Genomic DNA, 19860 nt, shown 5'->3' on the forward strand with positions numbered 1-19860 from the left:
CTTCGTTAACTCGTTCGTTAAGCCCTGATTCCAAAGATTAGGGCAAAACGTTTTATGACACAATATATATATTTTAATACTTAGTATATTTTTTGAGTTGAAATATTGAGGCTATCGTTACTTTTCATAGATATAAGCCAAGAAAGTGATGCACCTTGACTTTAAAGGACAAGTGTGAGAACTTTAATTAACTTACTATATCATCGCGGATCAGATAAGTTTTTAATATCGAGTGTTCACTAACTATCTGCGGATATTTCGCTTGTGGTGTAGGCTACTAAACAATTCTTTAAACCTTCGATTATTCTTCTCTAACTGAGCTGTGCCGATTGCAGCCAGTAGGCTATTCAATTCGCACTTATACAGCCTTCCGGGAAGAAATATAAGACAATTAAATATAAAACAACTCATTCACCTGTAGCCACGCTCCAGCTTATGATTAGCTCCTCCAGGAAGAAAAAAACGATTCTGTTTTTGGCTGCTAACCCCAAAAATACGACTTATGTAAACTTACAAAAAGAGGCTCAGGAAATTGCCCAGGGGTTGGAACTCGCTAACAAGGGTGACAAGTTTCAATTAGAGCAACAGTGGGTAGTGACGCCACGAGATATGCAGCGAGCTGTAATCGATTGTAACCCAGAGATTGTCCATTTCTCTGGGCATGGTGCAGGAGAAGACGGTTTATCGCTGGAGGATGAGACGGGGCCGGCTAAACTGGTCAATGCAAAAGCGTTAGCCGCGTTGTTTGAACTGTTTATGGATCGGGTAGAATGCGTGGTACTCAACGCCTGCTATTCGGACGTGCAAGCAAATGCGATCGCGCGCCATATCCCCTACGTGATTGGGATGAAGCAAGCAGTGGGAGATAATGCTGCCAGGGAATTCGCCGTAGGATTTTATGATGCACTGGCAGCCGGTGAATCTATCGAGTTTGCTTATAAGTCAGGTTGCGTCAGCATCGCGATGGCCGGCATTCCGGAAGAACTCACTCCAGTTTTAAAGAAGAAATCAGAATTTTCTGACTTAGCGATAACAGAAGTCGCGATTGCTCCAGCTATTGACAATATAGTTGAGGAGCAGCCGGTTCCAGTTGGGAATCTGCAACCACTCGATTCACCTCCCGTTTCTATTTCAAATTTAGATAATCCAGAAGGTTCTGTTAGTTTAGATTCACCCCTATATATTGACCGGCCTCCCATTGAATCGGATTGCTACCAAACGATTGTCAAACCAGGAGCTTTAATCCGAATCAAAGCCCCCCGGGAAATGGGAAAAACTTCCTTAGTGCAGAGAATATTATACGAGGCAAATAAACAGGGATATCAAACGGCTTATTTAAACTTCCAATCGGCTGATAGCAGTTTTCTCACCAATATTGATGATTTGTTGCAGTGGTTTTGTGGTGAAATTACCAATGAATTAAATTTAGAGGATAGGTTAGGAGAATATTGGAAAGGTGTTCTGGGCAGTAAAAATAAAAGCACAAAGTATTTCCAACGCTATCTCCTATTAAACAGTGATCAGCCTCTTGTTCTAGGGTTAGATGAAGTTGATCAGATTTTTCAGCATCCCGAAATAGCCACCGACTTCTTTGGGTTATTACGAGCTTGGCACGAGCGGGGAAAAAATGAGGCAATTTGGAAAAAGCTGAGGTTAGTCATTTCTCACTCTCAAGAAGTTTATATTCCTCTCAATATTAATCAGTCGCCATTTAATGTGGGATTGCCCATAGAGTTACCAGAACTCAATCAGAGACAGGTAACAGATTTAGTGAATCGACACCAATTAAATTTTTCAGAGCAAGAGATTTGTGATCTGATGGAAATGGTGGGTGGTCATCCTTATTTAGTTCGAGTTGCTCTCTACCAAGTTGCCAGAGGGAGAATTACCTTAGAGCGCTTGCTAAAAGTTGCTCCTACTGAAGAAGGCCCTTACTACGATCATTTACGCCGGCATTTAGTTAACTTGGAAACAGATGCAGAACTAGCAGCAACAAGTAGACAAGTGATTAACAGCGAAAAACCTGTAGAAATTAATACCCGACAGGCTTTTAAATTGCGAAGTATGGGGTTGATCAAATTTCAGGGGAATGCTGTAATGCCCTTGTGTGGTTTGTATCGTCAATATTTTCGACATCGCCTAGCCGCTCCTCAACCGAAAATGACTGCTGTGCAACAAACGAATAACCAATCAAGTTTGAACATAGAGAGTAATTTAGGAGCGATTATTTTCTCCGATGTCGTTAATTCCACCGCTTTATCAGCTGCAAACCAAAAGCTGACACTAGAATTAGTGAATCGAGATTTCAGCATCATCCGAAGCATCTGTGATAAACATCAAGGCAAAGTCCTTAAAGAAATGGGTGATGGTTTATTAATTTTCTTTCCAGAAAGTGCTGTAAAAGCAGTCGCCTGTGCGCTAGAAATACAACGAAATTTAGCCGAAGCTGCTAAAACCTTACCAGCAAGTCATGTCCTGCAACATCGGATTGGTATTCACTTGGGGGAAATCTTCTTTCTTAATAATGATATCAGGGGCACTGGTGTAAATCTAGCTGCTCGTTTAGAAGGGAAAGCAGAGCCAGGAGGAATCTGTATTTCTGAAACAGTTTATCAAGTCGTTAGAACCCACTCAGATTTAAATGTGATTGACTTGGGCTTGCAAGAGTTAAAGGGAATTCCTGAACCTGTACGCCTGTACAAATTGATTCCTTAATTCTCTAATTTTTCCCTATGAATTAACAATGACCTATGAAAGATGATCAATATCAAGTTGGAGGGAGCCTTCCTGCAAACGCCCCAACTTATGTCACGCGAAAGGCGGATGAAGAACTTTATCAAGCTTTAAAAGCAGGAGAATTTTGCTATGTTCTCAATGCCAGACAAATGGGAAAATCATCCCTGCGAGTGCGGACAATGCAGCGGTTACAAGCAGAGGGAATCGCCTGTAGTAGCATTGATATCACAGAAATTGGCACCTCAGATATTACGCCAGAAGAGTGGTATGCAGGGGTGATCGATAGCATCATCAGCCGATTAAATTTGTATGACGTTTTTGATTTAGATGAATGGTGGGAGAAGAACAGCTTACTATCGAATGTTAAACGATTTAGTAAATTTATTGAAGAAGTATTACTCAAGAATCTTTCAGAAAATATAGTAATTTTTGTCGATGAATCAGACAGCTTACTCAGTTTAAGTTTTAAAATAGAAGATTTTTTTGCGGTGATTCGTGATTGCTATAATAATCGAGCGGATAAACCCGACTATCGGCGATTAACATTTACGATGTTAGGGGTAGCCACTCCATCAGATTTAATTCAAGACAAGCGACGCACTCCTTTTAATATTGGTCGAGGGATAGAGTTAACGGGGTTTCAATTAACTGAAGCCCAACCTTTAGCAGTTGGGTTAGAAGCTCAAGCAGAAAAGTCTCAACTCTTGCTAGAAGCGGTGTTATCTTGGACCGGCGGACAGCCATTTTTAACGCAAAGAGTTTGTAAATTACTGTTTAATTATGCCAACTCAGCATCCATGCAAAATCCCGCTGAGTGGGTAGAAACTTTAGTGCGAGAAAAGGTGATTGAGAATTGGGAAATGCAGGATGAACCAGAGCATTTAAAGACGATTCGAGATCGCATTTTACACAGCGAACAGCGTGCCAGTCGGTTATTGGGACTATATCAGCAAATTTTACAGCATAATGAAATAGCGACTGATGATAGTCCCGAACAAATGGAACTACGATTAACTGGTTTGGTGGTTAAGCAGTCTGGCAAACTTAAAGTTTATAACCGAATTTATCAATCAGTTTTTACGGCTGATTGGGTGGAAAAACAATTAGCGAATCTCCGCCCTTATAGCGAAAGTTTTAAAGCTTGGATAGAGTCTGGTTGTAAAGATGAATCGCGGCTCTTGCGGGGTCAAGCCTTGCAAAATGCCCAAACTTGGGCAAGTAGTAAAAGTTTGAGCGATTTGGATTATCAATTTTTAAGCCTTAGTCAAGAAATAGACAAGCGAACACTTCAAACAGAATTGGAAGCTCAGAAGAAAGCAAATCAAATTTTAGCGAAAGCTCGACAAAAAGCGAGCTTGATTAGTTGGCTTTCCTTGGGTGTATTTATTTTTTCTATAGCTGCGACGATGATAGTTAATAGCGAAATACTGAAAGCAACGGGCGTAAGATTAAAAACTGCATCTTCTAGAGAAAAACTTGTTTCTGGTCAAGGATTCACTGCGTTATTGGAAGCATTGCGGGCGGGACAACAACTCAAACAACTTAATAGATTACTCTGGGAAAAGGACGACACTCAAGCGGAAGTGTTAGATGCCTTGAAGCAAACGCTTTATGCTATCGGAGAACACAATACTTTGTCGGATCATCAGAGGGTTGTCTATAGCGTGAGTTGGAGTCCTGATGGTCAAACTTTAGCTTCTGCAAGTGATGACAAGACGGTGAAACTCTGGAGTAAACAAGGCGAACCCCTCAAAACTTTCAGCGGTCATCAAGCACCTGTCTATAGTGTGAGTTGGAGTCCCGATGGTCAAACTTTAGCTTCTGCAAGTGATGACAAGACGGTGAAACTCTGGAGTAAACAAGGCGAACCCCTCAAAACTCTTAGCAGTCATAAAGGATCTGTCGGGAGTGTGAGTTGGAGTCCCGATGGTCAAACTTTAGCAACTGCAAGTAATGACAAGACGGTGAAACTCTGGAGCAAACAAGGTGAACCCTTTAACACTCTTAGCGGTCATAAAGGATCTGTCTATAGTGTGAGTTGGAGTCCCGATGGTCAAACTTTAGCTTCTGCAAGTGATGACAAGACGGTGAAACTGTGGAGTAAACAAGGCAAACACCTCAAAACTCTTAGCGCTCATCAGAAACCTGTCTGGAGTGTGAGTTGGAGTCCCGACGGTCAAACTCTAGCTTCTGCAAGTGGTGACAAAACGGTGAAACTGTGGAGTAAACAAGGCAAACTTCTTAACACTCTTAGCGCTCATCAAGCAGTTGTATTGAGCGTAAGTTGGAGTTCCGATGGTCAAACTCTAGCTTCTGCAAGTAATGACAAGACGGTGAAACTGTGGAGTAAACAAGGCACACTCCTCAACACTTTTAGCGGTCATCAAGCAGCTGTATTGAGCGTGAGTTGGAGTCCCGATGGTCAAACTCTGGCTTCTGCAAGTCGTGATAGCACAGTGAAACTCTGGCAGAAACAAGGCAGATTCCTGCAAACTCTTAGTGATCATCAGGAAGTTGTCTGGAGTGTGGATTGGAGTCCCGACGGTCAAACTCTAGCTTCTGCAAGTGAGGACAAGACGGTGAAACTGTGGAGTAAACAAGGCAAATTCTTGCAAACTCTTAGCGGTCATCAAAAACCTGTCTGGAGTGTGAGCTGGAGTCCCGATGGTCAAACTCTAGCTTCTGCAAGTGGTGACAAGATGGTGAGATTGTGGAGTAAACAAGGCAAACACCTCAAAACTCTTAGCGGTCATCAAGGATCTGTCTCGGGTGTGAGTTGGAGTCGCGACGGTCAAACTCTAGCAACTGCAAGTGATGACAAAACTGTGAAACTGTGGAGTAAACAAGGCCAACTCCTCAATACTCTTAGCAGTCATCAAAAACCTGTCAGGAGTGTGAGTTGGAGCCGCGACGGTCAAACTCTGGCTTCTGCAAGTGAGGACAACACGGTGAAACTGTGGAGTAAACAAGGTACACTCCTCAACACTCTTAGCGGTCATCAAGAACCTGTTTGGAGCGTGAATTGGAGTCCCGATGGTCAAACTCTAGCTTCTGCAAGTCGTGACAAGACGGTGAAACTGTGGAGTAAACAAGGCCAACTCCTTCAAACTTTTAGCGGTCATCAAGGATCTGTCTGGAGTGTGAGTTGGAGTCGCGACGGTCAAACTCTGGCTAGTGCTAGTGGTGACAAGACGGTGAAACTGTGGAGTAAACAAGGCAAATTCCTGCAAACTCTTAGTGGTCATCAGAATTCTGTTTGGAGTGTGAGTTGGAGTCCCGACGGTCAAACTCTGGCTTCTGAAAGTGGTGACAAGACGGTGAAACTGTGGAGTAAACAAGGCCAACTCCTGCAAACTCTTAGCGATCATGAGAGTTTTGTCTTGTCTGCCTATAGTATGAGTTGGAGTCCCGACAGTCAAACTCTGGCAACTAGAGGTACTGACAATACCGTGAAACTGTGGAGAGTCGATAATAACTTAGAAAGCATTATGTCAGAAGGCTGCAATTGGATTAGCGATTATCTGAAAACCAATCGTAATGTCACAAAAGACGATAAACAGATGTGCGCCGGCTACCTCACCGACCAGTAGAAGGGGAAAAGAAAAAGTAGATTTCTTAAACTTTTCCCAATTCCTAACTCAAACCCCACTCTTCTTCAAAATCATTTCCACCTTTTCCTTTGTCCATTCCTCACTCGAATCAGCCACAACCCTAATATTTCTCTGAGGTTTATCTTCATCCACAACCGCCGCCAGCAATTGTTCTAAAGCATTAGTTGGTGTTGGATTTCTAAATCCTTTCCAAGATTGGTCTAAGGCGGGTAACTCTAACAATTGAAAATTCCTTCCATCCACCGTTGCAAATACTTTAATGACATCAACCCCTTCGTAATAATTTTTGAGCAATTCGATGTCAACGTAAGTTTCTTTGTATTGTCCGGCTTCTACAACTTCGCTTATTTGCCCGTCGCAACCCCTCGTCAATTTTCCTGATTTCTTGATCCAATCGTAAGGGAGCAGTATTTGTACGATTAGCAGCCAGAATCAAAATTGTTTTGACCGGCACGTTGTTACTCATCCGAGCACCACACTTTAAATTAGGCTGAGAATTTAGACAATATTAACCGACTTTCTCACCTTTGAAGCGCAACACAATGTCAGCCAGTGCTGGCATCGTACTCACCGGCAGCCTAAACCAAGTCGCCGGCACCCCCAAACCGATAGCCTCTGCCGTAGACTGTGTGAATTAGGGGAGTCTCACCGGCACCTTCAATTTTGCGTCGCAGCAGGCGAATTTGTGCGGCTAAGACATTACTGCTAGGTTTATCACCCTCAGCCCATAAATGCTGGTAAATTTGGGCATGAGTCAATAATTGACCGGGGTGACGCATGAAATACTCTAGCAACTGACTTTCTTTTTCAGACAGTTCAATCACGCGTCCCTGCCGGTAGGCTAACTGATTTTCTAGATCTAGTTCCAAATCCTCAACGCGCAACCGAGGTGCAACAAGTGTAGCTTCTTGGCCGGCAGATCGCCGCAATTGAGCACGAACCCGCGCTAATAATTCGCGTAGTTCAAAAGGTTTAACAAGATAATCATCCGCGCCGGCATCCAAACCTCGCACGCGGTCATCTAAAGTATCTTTAGCCGTCAGAAATAGCACAGGTGTGGTGTCGCCCTTGCGCCGCAACTGCTGGCAAATTTCCAACCCCGACAGTTGCGGCAACATCCAATCGAGAATCAGCAAATCATAGCCTCCCTGAGATGCCAACTGAGTGCCGACAGCCCCATCACAGGCGACATCCACACTGTAACCCTCACGAGTCAGCAGCCGGCTCAAAGGATCAGTCAGTTCCACTTCATCATCAACCAAAAGAATTCGCATGATTTGGGCTTACTTCGTTGTACACTGCCACCCATTCGCGCCTAAGCTTCATACATAGCAATGGATTCGGGTTTAGTGTGTGCTATCGGATCTGCTTTGACATCACAAAGTAACGAAACGTCACACAACATCTGACAGGTCAGCTTTCAGCTACTATTTTGCTGGACGTTAACTGCAAAACCAACCCCCCATGATTACTGTTGCTTTGCCCAAGGGCGCACTACTCAAAGACTGCATCAAGCTGTTGCAATCCGTCGGATTAGATTTCAGTGCTTTTCTCGATTCATCCAACCGGCAACTCCAGATCCACGACACCACCGGCACTGCAAAAGCCTTGCTAGTCCGGACACATGACGTGCCGGTTTATGTAGAATACGGCCAAGCTCAACTGGGAGTTGTGGGGTACGATGTCCTGCGAGAGAAAAGCCCAAAAGTTGCCCACCTTGCCGATCTTAAATTTGGCAAATGCCGGCTGTCGGTAGCGGTAAAAGCCTCTAGTCCCTACCGGCAGTCCCTAGAATTGCCGGCACACGGACGAGTTGCCTCCAAATTCGTTCACTGCGCCCGCGAATACTTCCACAATTTAGATATGCCGGTGGAGATTGTACCCCTTTACGGTTCAGTTGAATTAGGGCCAATTACCGGAATGTCCGAAGCCATTGTTGACTTAGTTTCCACAGGTCGCACCCTCACAGAAAACGGATTAATTGAGATTGACGTACTCTTTGAAAGCAGCGCACGACTAATCGCCCATCCCCTCAGTTATCGCCTCAATAGCGATAATTTAGAACACTTAATTTCCCAATTGCGAGAAGCAACACTTGCCACAGCATAATTACAATTAATTGACCAAAGCCCCTGCTACTCAGCGTAAAAATTATCTGCGTTTATCTGCGTTCATCTGCGGTTAAAAATCAAAACCCTCAACTTCCCAACAAATCCGATTGCCAATACATTCCGCTGAAAATACAAGAGTTTTATATTAACCACAGATGCACACAGATGAACACAGATGGGCTGTCTGCTTTGCCAAATAGCTTGATTGTGGGGTGGATTGGGGAAGAACTGCTCGAAGCTTAGCCGGCTTGTCTCTCTCTGGCGCAGGATGACAGTGCAAACGACTGCGTTACATTGGGAGAGCGTGTTTTTTCTACAGTGCTGCTGCTTAGGTTTTAAATGACTAGCTTATCACCGCCGACACAGGCTCCCGAAAACCGGCGATCGCGCGAAAACGACTGGCGCTTATTTTTGCGTTTAGTGCCCTATGCCCGACGTAGCGGGCGTTTGCTGGCCATCTCCCTTGTGTTATTGGTGCCCCTATCCTTTGCCGGTGCCATTCAGCCGATTATTGTTGGGCAGGCAATTTCACTCATTCGTTCTGAACCCAATACCTTTGACTTTCTTCAAGGCAAACCGCTATCGCAGGGGTTGAATATACTTGCCGGCCTGCTGCTGCTCACTGTCGTGATTCGGCTAGCTTTAGAATCGGTGCAAAGCTATTTGGTGCAGAAGGTTGGCCAAAAAATTACTGCCGATATTCGCAATGACTTATTTCACCACGTCACATCTCTGGCGGTGCGATTTTTTGATCGGACACCCGTAGGCCGGCTAATCACTCGCCTCACCAGTGATGTAGATGCCTTGGGAGAAGTATTTTCCACCGGCGCAATTGGCATTATTACCGATTTGTTTTCAATTGTGGTGATTACCATCACCATGTTTACCCTGCAATGGCAACTGGCTCTGATGCTGTTGCTAATGTTGTTGCCGGTTGCCGGTGTAATTATTTATTTTCAACAGCAATATCGCAAAGCGAATTATAAAGCGAGAGAAGAACTTTCGAGTTTAAATGCCACCCTACAAGAAAACATCACCGGTATTGGGGTGGTACAACTATTTCGCCGCGAACAATTTAATAGTGAGCTATTTCGTACCATTAACCTGCGCTATATCAAAGAGGTGGATAAAACCATCTTTCACGACTCAGCGGTATCTGCAACCCTGGAATGGATCGCCCTCGTTGCTATTGGCGGTGTTTTGTGGCTGGGTGGTGTTCGTGTCATGGAAGATGCGCTGAGTTTTGGTACATTATCTGCTTTTATTTTGTTTGCCCAGCGTTTGTTTGATCCCCTGCGACAATTTGCTGAAAAATTCACCGCGATTCAAGCCGGCTTCACTGCGGTTGAACGCATCAGCGATATTTTAAGTGAACCGATTGAAATTCGAGATCCAGAGGCAGCATCGGTTAAAAGCCATTTGTCAGCAGCCGGCAGCGAACAACTTGGTGAAATTCGCTTTGAACACGTTTGGTTTGCCTACAAAGAAGATGAATATGTCCTGAAAGATTTGGATTTCACAATTCGTCCGGGTGAAAAGGTAGCGTTAGTTGGCCCTACCGGCGCGGGAAAAAGTTCGATTATCAGGCTGCTGTGCCGGCTTTATGAACCGACTAAAGGGCGGGTTCTTGTGAATGGGGTCGATGTTCGTCAGATGCCTCAAGCAGAATTGCGCCGGCATCTCAGTGTGATTTTGCAAGATGGTTTTTTGTTTGCCGGTGATGTCAAGAGCAACATTACCCTTGGAGATGATTATTCTTTTGAGGAAATCCAGACAGCCGCTCAGCAAACGAATGTGGCGAGTTTTATGGAACAGCTACCCCAAGGATATAATACCCAATTGCGAGAGCGAGGAACGAATCTTTCTGGCGGGCAAAAACAGCTATTAGCGTTTGCCCGCGCTGCAATTCGCAATCCTCAAATTTTGGTTCTTGATGAAGCGACGGCAAGTTTAGATGTAGGGACTGAAGCTTTAATTCAGGATGCGCTTGATCGTCTTTTGGTAGGACGTACTGCAATTATTATTGCTCACCGGCTTTCAACGATTCGCAATGTGGATCGAATTTTTGTCCTTAAGCGGGGGCAGTTGGTAGAGTCGGGTAGTCACGAGGAATTGTTACAGCAAGAAGGTCTTTATGCGAGTTTGTATAAGTTGCAAATGTTGGGAAATGAGGCGAGTTTGTAAGTGTTTTTGGGGTTCTAATAGGGATTAAAAAGGTTGGATGTTTTAACCGCAGATTCCACAGGTGAAACTTGAATGTGCTTTGCTCGTCATTCAAGTTTCACCTGCGCCCACAGATAAACGCAGATGTAGGCGGAGTGTTTTGGTTAGGGATTGGGAGATTCACGCGGATGATGTTTTAAGGGTGTTGGATGTGTAGATGGGGTTTATTCATGTTCTTGGGTCTGTTGCAGGGGAATTTCGATGATGAATTCTGTACCTTTCGCCGGCGCGGAATTGCAACTCAACCGGCCTCCGTGTTTTTCTACGATAATTTGATAGGCGATTGTTAAGCCTAAACCTGTGCCTTTACCGACGGGTTTGGTAGTAAAGAAGGGGTCAAAAAGGCGAGTTTGGACTTCCTCTGTCATGCCTAGGCCGTTATCAGAAATGCGAATAATGGCTGAAGTGATGTCTTGAGTTGATTGTTCAATATCAGAGTTGGGTCTAAGGGGTTCAGAGTTGATTGAGGTACGAATTGTAATGATCCGTGGGATGGGCCGGCTTTCTAGGGCGTCGATGGCGTTGGAGAGGAGATTCATAAAGACTTGGTTGAGCTGGCCGGCATAGCAATCTACTAAGGGTAAGTTGCCATATTCTTTAATGATCTCAATTCCCTCAGTAGCGGCTTTGGCTTTGAGCCGGTGTTGTAATATCAGCAGGGTACTATCGATGCCGGCGTGAATATCGACTCGTTTTTTTTCGGCTTCATCTAAGCGGGAGAAGTTGCGTAAGGACAGCACAATTGCGCGGATGCGATCTGCGCCTATCCTCATGGAATTGAGAACTTTGGGCAAGTCTTCTGTTACAAAATCTAGGTCAATGTCTTCTGCTTTTGCTTGAATTGCCGGCATCGGTGTGGGATAGCATTCTTCGTAAAGATGTACGACTTCGAGCAGTTGTTGGATGTATTGGCTGGCGTATTCGATGTTGCCGTAAATAAAGTTAATCGGGTTGTTAATTTCGTGAGCTACACCGGCAACTAATTGCCCCAGAGAAGACATTTTTTCGGTTTGAATCAATTGCGTTTGAGTTTTTTGCAACTGACGCAAAGTCGCTTCTAATTGCGTTGCTTGTTGTCTTAGTTGTGCTTCTGATTTCCGCAAGGCATCTTCGGCAGAGGCACGTTCAGTAATATCTTCAGAAGTAACTAAGATACCGACAACATTGCCAGCTCCATCATGAAGGGGAATTCTATTTTTATCTAACCAAACTTGGTTGCCATCGGCTTGCTGGTGGGATTCGATAATGTGATATTCAGGCGTGTCTGTATGCATCACTCGCAGCTCGCCTTCACGCAAGAAATTGGCCTCTTCAAGCTTCCAGGGTAAATCGCTGTCAGTTTTGCCAATAATGTCTTCTGGAGAACATAAGCCGACCACCCTAGCCATGCTGCGGTTACAACCGAGATAAACGGAATTGGAATCTTTCCAAGCAATTAATTGGGGAATATTGTCCATCACTTGCTGCAACATTTCTTGGGATTTGCGAAGTTGTTCTCCGACGCGCTTGCGTTCGGCAATTTCGCCGTGCAGTTGTCCAATGGCGTGTCGAAAGGCGGCAGTCCGCGCTTCAACTTTCATTTCCAGTTCTTCGTTGGCTTGTGTAAGAGATTCGGTGGCTTGTTTGCGTGCGGTGATGTCTGTGACGGTGCCGATCATTCGTACGGGGTTGCCGGCGCTATCTCGCAAGACTTTCCCATTACCGGCAACCCAGCGCACGATGCCGTTGGGCCAAATAATTCGGTTTTCGATATTGTACTCGTGGCCGGCTTCTACGGCGCAAGCGAGGGCTAGCATCATCCGACTACGATCTTCAGGATGGATGAGGTTGAGAAAGGCATAATAGGTGCCGGCAAAGCTGTTTGGAGGCAGGCCAAATAGGGCTTCCATGCTGTCAGAAAAGGTGACTTGGCCGCTGGCAATATCCCAGTCCCAAACGCCCATCCGAGCGGCTTTGAGAGCCAGATTTAGCCGCGCTTCACTTTGACGCTGTGCCTCTAGGGTTTGTACGCGCTCGGTGGTATCTTGAACTAAGGTAAAGAAATAATCGATTGATTCGTCACTTTGGCGGACGCAGCGCACTGAGATGTTCGCGTGGATCGTTTGGCCATCGGAGCGGATAAATCGTTGATCGATTGAGTAGCTATCAATTTCGCCGGCTAAAGCTCGGTTAAATTGTGTTAAATTAGCCGGCAAATCTTCAGGATGCGTTAGCGATTCCCAACTTTTTTGCATCAGTTCCGAGCGGCTATAGCCAAAGATTTTGCATAAAGTGTCATTGACTTCTAGCCAGCCTTGTTCGGGGGAGGTGATGGCGATGCCGATTGCGGAGAGTTCTAAGTAACTGCGTAAGCGTTCTTCGCTTTGCCGCAATTGTTTCTGAACGCGTTTACTTTTGCGAATTTCTTGTCTAAGCAGGGTGATGGTACGGGTGAGTTTGGGGGGTTTCTTTGGGTTAGGTGCTTCTGATTCGTCCGTTTGAATTGTCGGCTCTGATGGCGCTGTGGTTTCGTTGTTGCTAATATCTTTTGCTACGGCGTAGATTAATTCTTCTTGTGGGATAGATGTGGCATTCCACAACAGTCTTTTATAGGAACCGTCGGCGCAGCGATAGCGATTTTCAAAGGAAAGTGTGTCAGTGTTGCCGGCTAGTGTTTGAATCGCAGCCAGGGTAGATTCTCGATCCTCGGGATGCACGAATTCAATCAACGGCTTGCTAAACAGTTCTTCTTCACTTAATGAGAAGGTGTTTTCCCACATCGAGTTTATACGTTTGAAATAGCCGTCGAAACCGGCAACACAAAGCATATCTAGGGAGATTTTGAAAAAAGGATCAGCCTCCGATGCGTGATCGGCAGGCTGATTAATTCGATTTTTCAATGTGTTAATTCCCATTTCTTACCTGCTTATTCTCTGATCTGGTGGCACTTTGCTTTAGGGAGTCTTAATAAAGTTTACAGAGCTGATAGATTTTATTTTGTTGGTTTAATGGACTTTTTTTATATTTTTTTTATTTTAATCTGGCTGATTTTATTTTTTGTTAAATCTAACATAGCTTAATCAAGCTGAACTCAGCTGGATTGTTTAACCGCCAACCATCGGGCGCAAAGGTAGGTAGGTGAAGCGTCAACAGCTCAGATTCTCTGGCTTTTCACTTTTTAGGGTTGACGGTAGCCGAGGTAGGGAAGGCGAATCTGGGTGCCGGTGTTCCTCAATTGCCCTGGGGTGAAGCTAGTGTCAGCTGAGTTGCTTGTCCTGTTAGCGCTCTGTAAAATAAGCGTTTATGCCGGCCTACTGCAAGCAGACGCTGTTAGCTTTTGAGCAAATATGGGAAAACTGTATTTTAGTTAGATGTGGTAGCCCATGTAAAATTTAAACTCATTCACAGGTGTAGCAGTTGGCTACAGGCTGCTCTCTTGATTAAGTTAGGGAGGTATGGCGAAAAAAATGGGCTGCTTCCCTAGTCAGTATTTAATTTAAAGATGAGTGCGCCTGTTAACAGGCTAGCGTCACTGCTTTTATTTTTGAAAACAATTAAACTGTGATTTCAAAGAGCCGGCACTCGATTCAAAACTGGAAAAATTTGATGCTGTCTGCTGCTTTTAGAAAAGTGCGAGAATGGGGATAAATCACGGGTGAATTTTTAGGGTTGGGTTCTTTGATTAGAAAAAGGCCGGTGATCCGGGCTGACGCGATGTTCTCTTGAAAAGAGCGCTTTTTTACTTTAATCTAGATAGAGACAAGTCTTGTAAATACTCATCCTCTCGCACGAACTATGATGGATTTCAGCCAAGCGCTCCTCAATAAGATTGATACAATTATAGAAATTTGGATTGAAACGGTTCGGCAGGATGATAGAATCGAAACCGCCAAGGAACTGACTTATAAAGGGGTGCGTGATAGCGTCCCGATTGTTCTGCAGGCAATAGCCAGAATGCTATCTCCCTCTGACGACAATGATATTAAAACTTTGGTGGAAAAGAGTTTAGAACACGGCACGCTCAGAGCTAAGCAAGGTTATGACGCTGAAGAAATTGCGCGGGAATATCGCTTGTTGCGCTGGGTAATTTTTTCCACTTTAGAAGAAGATTTAATCAAAGGTTCGTCGGCAGAAGTGATTCGAGCCTGCCGGCTGATTGATACCGGCCTGGATGAAGTAATCGCCCGATGCTTCAAAACATATACGGAAGAACGATTGCGGGAATTGGAGGATCTGCAAAATCAACTCAAGCTAACCAATCAGGAACTGACTCGTTTAGTTCGGGCAAGTAAGGATAATCTCTCTCATCTTGCCCACGAATTGAAAACACCCCTGACTTCAATTATCGGCTATTCAGATTTATTTTTGCGGCAACAAGAAAAAAATCCTGAAGTTAAAGATTCGATTCCCAATTTAGGACATATTGATAAAGTCTTGAAGCAAGGCCGACAGTTACTTCATTTAATCAATGACGCCTTGGAAATTTCTCGCTATGAAGCCGGAAAGATGATATTGCAGCCAAGCGTAACGAATGTGAAAGAAATTATTATTAATGTTACGGAAATGGTAGAACCGCTGGCTCGTTCAAAAAATATAAAAGTCATTGGAGATTGTGAGGATTTTTCAGAGCCAGTGGTGACAGATTGCTTGCGATTGCAGCAAATTGTTACAAACTTGATGAGCAATGCAATTCGTTATACTGACTCTGGTTCAGTTAACATTAAGTGCCAGATGTTGCCCGACCGGCAGTGGTCGATTACTGTCACAGATACGGGAATTGGAATCGCTCCAGAAAAACAATTGCAAATTTTTGAACCGTATTTCCGAGGAGCAGATGCCGGCAATCAGTCCTATGTGCCTAACAGTACGGGGCTAGGATTAGCCATTGTGACCAGATTAGTGGAACTATTACAAGGTAAAATCGAGTTAAATTCAAAAGTCGGATTTGGCTCTAAATTTACGGTAATTTTTCCTATGGAAGTCAAAATTTCCGAATAAACTGTCGTTGAATTAGCGGTTTCGGTTAACGCTTTGAAAAGTTTTTTTTGGGAAATTAAATTGAATGAATGAGGGCAGTTGCGCCGGCTGTGGTAAAATTCTGATTCTGCCTTGAGAGAAACCATGCCTTTGCTGAGTAGCCCCACTTCTATGTCTGCTTTTCCCCTAACAGCGGTCGTCGGCCAAGAAGCAATCAAGTTAGCTCTGCTGCTGGCGGCGGTCGATCCGGGGTTGGGAGGCGTTGCGATTGCCGGTCGTCGGGGAACGGCTAAATCGGTTATGGCACGCGCACTTCACGCCCTGCTGCCGCCGATAGAAGCGGTGAAGGGTTCGTTTTGGAATGCCGATCCCAGCGAGTGGGAGGAAGAAATCGGGGGCGAAGTTCCCAGTACGGAAATCATTCCGTCACCGTTTGTGCAGATTCCGCTGGGGGTAACAGAAGACCGGCTCATCGGTTCGGTGGATGTTGAGCAGTCTGTCAGGCAGGGGCAAACCGTCTTTTTACCGGGGTTGCTGGCAGAGGCGCACCGGGGCGTTTTGTATGTGGATGAAATTAACCTGCTTGATGACAATATTGCTAACTTGTTGCTAAGTGTGCTTACAGAAGGACGCAACCGAGTTGAGCGCGAAGGTATTAGTTTTGAGCATCCTTGCAAACCTCTATTCATTGCCACTTATAACCCGGAAGAAGGGCCGCTGCGGGAGCATTTGCTGGATCGAATTGCGATCGCCCTCTCTGCGGATGGGGTATTGGGATTGGATGAGCGGGTGCAAGCTGTTGAGCAAGCGCTTTCCTACGCAGATTCGCCTCAAGCATTTTTGCAGCAGTATGCAGAAGATTTGGATAATTTGAAAACGCAGATTATTCTGGCGCGGGAGTGGCTGAAGGATGTGGCGATTGCCCGCGAGCAAATTGCCTATTTAGTAGAAGAGGCGGTTCGGGGTGGAGTGCGGGGACATCGCGCTGAGCTGTTTGCGGTACGTGTGGCGAAGGTGGCAGCAGCTTTGGACGGGCGCACAGCGGTGAATGCTGAGGATTTGCGCCGCGCTGTGGAGTTGGTGATTGTGCCTCGCGCAACGATTGTGCAGACGCCCCCGCCGGAGGAACCGCCACCCCCGCCGCCACCGCCACCACCGGAAGATCAGTCAGAGCAAGAGCAGGAAGAACAGGAGGAAGAGGAAAATCCCGAACCCCCAGAGGAAGAGGAGATGAGCGTTCCGGAGGAGTTTCTGTTCGACCCTGAAGGAGTGATTCTTGACCCGGAAGTGCTGTTTTTCGCTCAAATGGCGCAGCGACGCGGAAAGTCGGGCAGTCGCAGTATTATTTTCTCGGATGATCGGGGGCGGTATGTGAAGCCGGTGTTGCCAAAAGGGCCGGTTCGCCGAATTGCGGTGGATGCGACGTTACGCGCTGCTGCACCTTATCAGAAGGCACGTCGGGCGCGTCATGGAGATGCCGAGCTGCCGGCACAAACCAGCGATAAACCAAACCCACCCGTACCCAGCAAGCGGGTATTTGTTGAGCAAGGAGATATTCGGGCAAAGCGGTTGGCGAGAAAAGCCGGCGCATTGGTGGTTTTTGTCGTGGATGCCTCTGGATCAATGGCGCTGAACCGGATGCAGTCGGCAAAGGGTGCGGTGATGCACCTGCTGACGGAGGCGTATCAAAACCGCGATCAGGTGTCGCTGATTCCCTTCAGAGGGGAAGCGGCTGAGGTGCTGCTGCCGCCCACGCGTTCGATTACAACCGCACGCCGGCGTCTGGAACGTATGCCCTGCGGTGGGGGTTCGCCTCTAGCACACGGGTTGACTCAAGCGGTGCGCGTGGGGGTTAATGCCCAGCAATCTGGGGATATCGGTCAGGTGGTAATTGTAGCGATTACGGATGGGCGGGGGAATATTCCCTTGGCGCGATCGCTGGGTGAACCGCCGGTTGAGGGTGAAAAGCCGGATATTAAGGGGGAATTGTTAGAGATTGCCGGCAAAATTCGGATGCTGGGGATTCAGTTGTTGGTGATTGATACGGAGAATAAGTTTGTTTCCACCGGCTTTGCCAAGGAGTTGGCGCAATCGGCTGGGGGTAAGTATTACCATTTGCCGAAGGCGACTGATCGGGCAATTGCTACAATGACCATGAATGCGATTGCGGATTTGAAAAGCCGGTAATTTTTGAGGCAATTTCAGTTACTTTGGTTGTCATAAAGTCTGCCGGCGTTAGCTTGAGAATTTATGAATCAGTTAAGTGTTTCTCTATTACCAGGATGTGTTCTTCGCCCAGCCAAGGTTGAGGATATCTGGGAGATTCGGAAGCTAGTTTTGGGGGCAAAACTAGAGCCAACCCAGTTACGGTGGCAGCAGTTCAAAACGATTGAATATCAGGGAAAGATTGTTGCGTGTGGGCAATTGCGTAGCTTTTTAGGGGTTCAAGAACTCGGTAGTTTGGTAGTAGCGCCGGCTTGGCGCGATAAAGGACTGGCTACCTATCTGACTCGGCATTTAATTGAGGAAGCAACCCAACCGCTGTATTTAGAATGTATGTCGGGATTAGTGCCGTTTTACCGTCGGTTTGGTTTTGTTGAAATTCCTTGGAAGTCTTTACCGAAGCCGCTGAAGATTAAATTTGCGTTGGGACAAGTTGCATCTAAACTGCTGCCGGTTCGCTTTGCAGTTATGCAGTATCAAGGAATTTCTAAATGATGAATTGAGATTGATGCCGGCAACCCGCCGGGTAAGACGACTCGCGCAAGATGTCTGCCGGCTAAAATTTTCAGTGGTTAAAATCAACTTAAATTGCTTTTTATCAATCTAAAATTCTATGACGCCGGCAGAATTTGAGTATTTAATTCGCAAGACAGTTACCTATCTGGAATTTCACTCGGATGATTCAGCTAAAGAAATAGCTGTAGAGTGGCGAAAAATACTTGCTCAAATTAAGCAAATGAAGAAAAAGAAGGTGAAGATGGAAGCTAAATTAGAAAGTAAAATATCAAAACCAGACGATCACAAATAAATTAGCAGATTCCTTTTTTTGCGAAATTTTAAAACTTAACTTATTGCTCAAATCTTACATCATCGATAAAACAAACTCGCCTTCATTCACCGACTCATTAATAGAAAGTTCAAAAACGATGCCGGCATCTTCTGCACATACATCCAAAACAGCCGGTAACTCTCCAACTTTATTAAAACTGAGAATCTGGTAAAGCCAATCTCCAGCCTTAACTGTAGTTTCCAAAGCCACTCGATTTTGAATCATGCCGCCGGCAGCCGCAAAGTATTTTTTGATCTCGCTTCGTTGTTTAAAAATCATTTCGCGTGCTATATTTTCATCATGGGAAAATGTGCCGGCATATAAAATCCCTTTCTGAATCAAATAATTCTTTATACCGCGAATTCCTTTCTCCACAGATTTAGGATTCATTTGCATACCAGAACCGAGTTCCAGTGTCCAAGCTTCTATATCAAATTGAATTTGTCTTCCCAATTTAGAGAAACTCTCCTCTAAAGCGAGCCAAGGCTTGATAAAAGCTTCATCGAAGGCATCCCCATCATATTTATCTAAGACAATGCCACAATCCAGTAAAAAGTATTTAGCACTTTCTTCCCGATGGCGGAAGTAATAGACAAAATCCACGCATTGATTGGTGGAACTATGCAAGTCTATCAAATAATCTGCATCGATACATAAAGACTGTAACTGATAGCGGTAACGCTCATGATAGGGTACGCTTGCCGGAGATTGGATCTTTTCTAACAGCTTTTCAAAGCTTTCTTTTATCCGCTTGAGATAATTTTGCCGAATAGTAGCTGGATCAAAATCAAGCTGACTTTGAGCGAAGACGTCTAAATCCTCGCACTCTTTTTCATAATCCCAGAAAATTCGATTCCAGTCTTTCCCATCATAGCTGTTGAAGCGCCCTGTGGAAAAATTATGCCCTCGCTGGCTAGTTCCTAAGGGGTTGCACACCGGCAGCAGCCAAATTTCGCCGGCAAGCTGAGAGGTATCTAATGTCATCAAGAATTCTATCAGTTGATGAATCACCGCATTTCCGACAATTTCAGCGCCATGTAGGTTCGCTTGCAAATAGACTTTTTTACCCGGTTGGATGCCGGCAAACTTATAAACTTGCAACGAGAGGCGATCACCCGAGGCAAGTTGCAGTAGGGGAATCGTTGAAATATCTGGAATCATATTAACTGTC

12 protein-coding genes are annotated in these 19860 nt (G+C 45.3%); 8 read left to right on the forward strand and 4 right to left on the reverse strand.

Translation table 11 applies throughout. The annotated features are described in order from the left end of the window. Positions 1 to 435 precede the first annotated feature (435 nt). Both H6F56_RS11180 and H6F56_RS11185 read left to right on the forward strand, forming a co-directional pair. Positions 436 to 2715: an AAA-like domain-containing protein gene (locus tag H6F56_RS11180; RefSeq protein ID WP_190667811.1), complete on the forward strand. Its 2280-nt coding sequence runs from the start codon at positions 436 to 438 to the stop codon at positions 2713 to 2715. Between the two features lie 35 nt (positions 2716 to 2750). After that, positions 2751 to 6326: an AAA-like domain-containing protein gene (locus H6F56_RS11185; RefSeq protein ID WP_190667813.1), complete on the forward strand. Its 3576-nt coding sequence runs from the start codon at positions 2751 to 2753 to the stop codon at positions 6324 to 6326. A 48-nt stretch (positions 6327 to 6374) separates the two neighbouring features. Here H6F56_RS11185 and H6F56_RS11190 read toward each other — a convergent pair whose 3' ends face one another. Both H6F56_RS11190 and rppA read right to left on the reverse strand, forming a co-directional pair. After that, positions 6375 to 6719 (reverse strand): hypothetical protein, encoded by a 345-nt coding sequence (locus H6F56_RS11190; RefSeq protein ID WP_190667815.1) that lies wholly within the window; start codon positions 6717 to 6719, stop codon positions 6375 to 6377. 206 nt (positions 6720 to 6925) lie between these two features. Further along, the gene (gene rppA / locus H6F56_RS11195; protein ID WP_190667817.1) at positions 6926 to 7621 is read right to left on the reverse strand and encodes a two-component system response regulator RppA; all 696 of its coding nucleotides are present in this window, start codon (positions 7619 to 7621) and stop codon (positions 6926 to 6928) included. A 190-nt stretch (positions 7622 to 7811) separates the two neighbouring features. Between rppA and hisG the strand changes: the two genes are divergently transcribed. Together hisG and H6F56_RS11205 are read left to right on the forward strand one after the other, a co-directional pair. Beyond that, positions 7812 to 8456 carry an ATP phosphoribosyltransferase gene (gene hisG, locus H6F56_RS11200; protein ID WP_190667819.1) on the forward strand — a complete coding sequence of 215 codons (645 nt, stop codon included), beginning with the start codon at positions 7812 to 7814 and terminating at the stop codon, positions 8454 to 8456. 341 nt (positions 8457 to 8797) lie between these two features. Further along, positions 8798 to 10642, forward strand: a complete 1845-nt coding sequence (locus tag H6F56_RS11205; RefSeq protein WP_190667821.1) for an ABC transporter ATP-binding protein — start codon at positions 8798 to 8800, stop codon at positions 10640 to 10642. A 203-nt stretch (positions 10643 to 10845) separates the two neighbouring features. On the opposite strand, the gene H6F56_RS11210 is transcribed toward H6F56_RS11205, so the two are convergent. Further along, positions 10846 to 13575, reverse strand: a complete 2730-nt coding sequence (locus tag H6F56_RS11210; RefSeq protein ID WP_190667823.1) for a PAS domain S-box protein — start codon at positions 13573 to 13575, stop codon at positions 10846 to 10848. Positions 13576 to 14455: 880 nt separating this feature from the next. Between H6F56_RS11210 and H6F56_RS11215 the strand changes: the two genes are divergently transcribed. The 4 genes from H6F56_RS11215 to H6F56_RS11230 all read left to right on the forward strand — a co-directional run bounded on the left by H6F56_RS11215 (position 14456) and on the right by H6F56_RS11230 (position 18668). Beyond that, the gene (locus H6F56_RS11215; protein WP_190667825.1) at positions 14456 to 15658 is read left to right on the forward strand and encodes a sensor histidine kinase; all 1203 of its coding nucleotides are present in this window, start codon (positions 14456 to 14458) and stop codon (positions 15656 to 15658) included. Positions 15659 to 15781: 123 nt separating this feature from the next. Next, on the forward strand, positions 15782 to 17824 hold the full coding sequence (gene bchD / locus H6F56_RS11220) for a magnesium chelatase ATPase subunit D (protein WP_190667827.1): 2043 nt from the start codon (positions 15782 to 15784) through the stop codon (positions 17822 to 17824). A gap of 63 nt (positions 17825 to 17887) precedes the next feature. After that, a complete protein-coding gene (locus H6F56_RS11225; protein WP_190667829.1) occupies positions 17888 to 18355 on the forward strand; it encodes a GNAT family N-acetyltransferase in 468 nt (155 codons plus the stop codon). Positions 18356 to 18473: 118 nt separating this feature from the next. Further along, a complete protein-coding gene (locus H6F56_RS11230) occupies positions 18474 to 18668 on the forward strand; it encodes a hypothetical protein (RefSeq protein WP_190667831.1) in 195 nt (64 codons plus the stop codon). A gap of 54 nt (positions 18669 to 18722) precedes the next feature. On the opposite strand, the gene H6F56_RS11235 is transcribed toward H6F56_RS11230, so the two are convergent. Continuing rightward, the gene (locus H6F56_RS11235) at positions 18723 to 19850 is read right to left on the reverse strand and encodes a succinylglutamate desuccinylase/aspartoacylase domain-containing protein (RefSeq protein WP_190667833.1); all 1128 of its coding nucleotides are present in this window, start codon (positions 19848 to 19850) and stop codon (positions 18723 to 18725) included. Positions 19851 to 19860: the final 10 nt, after the last annotated feature.

Origin of the sequence: Microcoleus sp. FACHB-672 (genome assembly GCF_014695725.1) — a bacterium.
In the GTDB taxonomy this organism is placed as follows: Bacteria; Cyanobacteriota; Cyanobacteriia; order Cyanobacteriales; family Oscillatoriaceae; genus FACHB-68.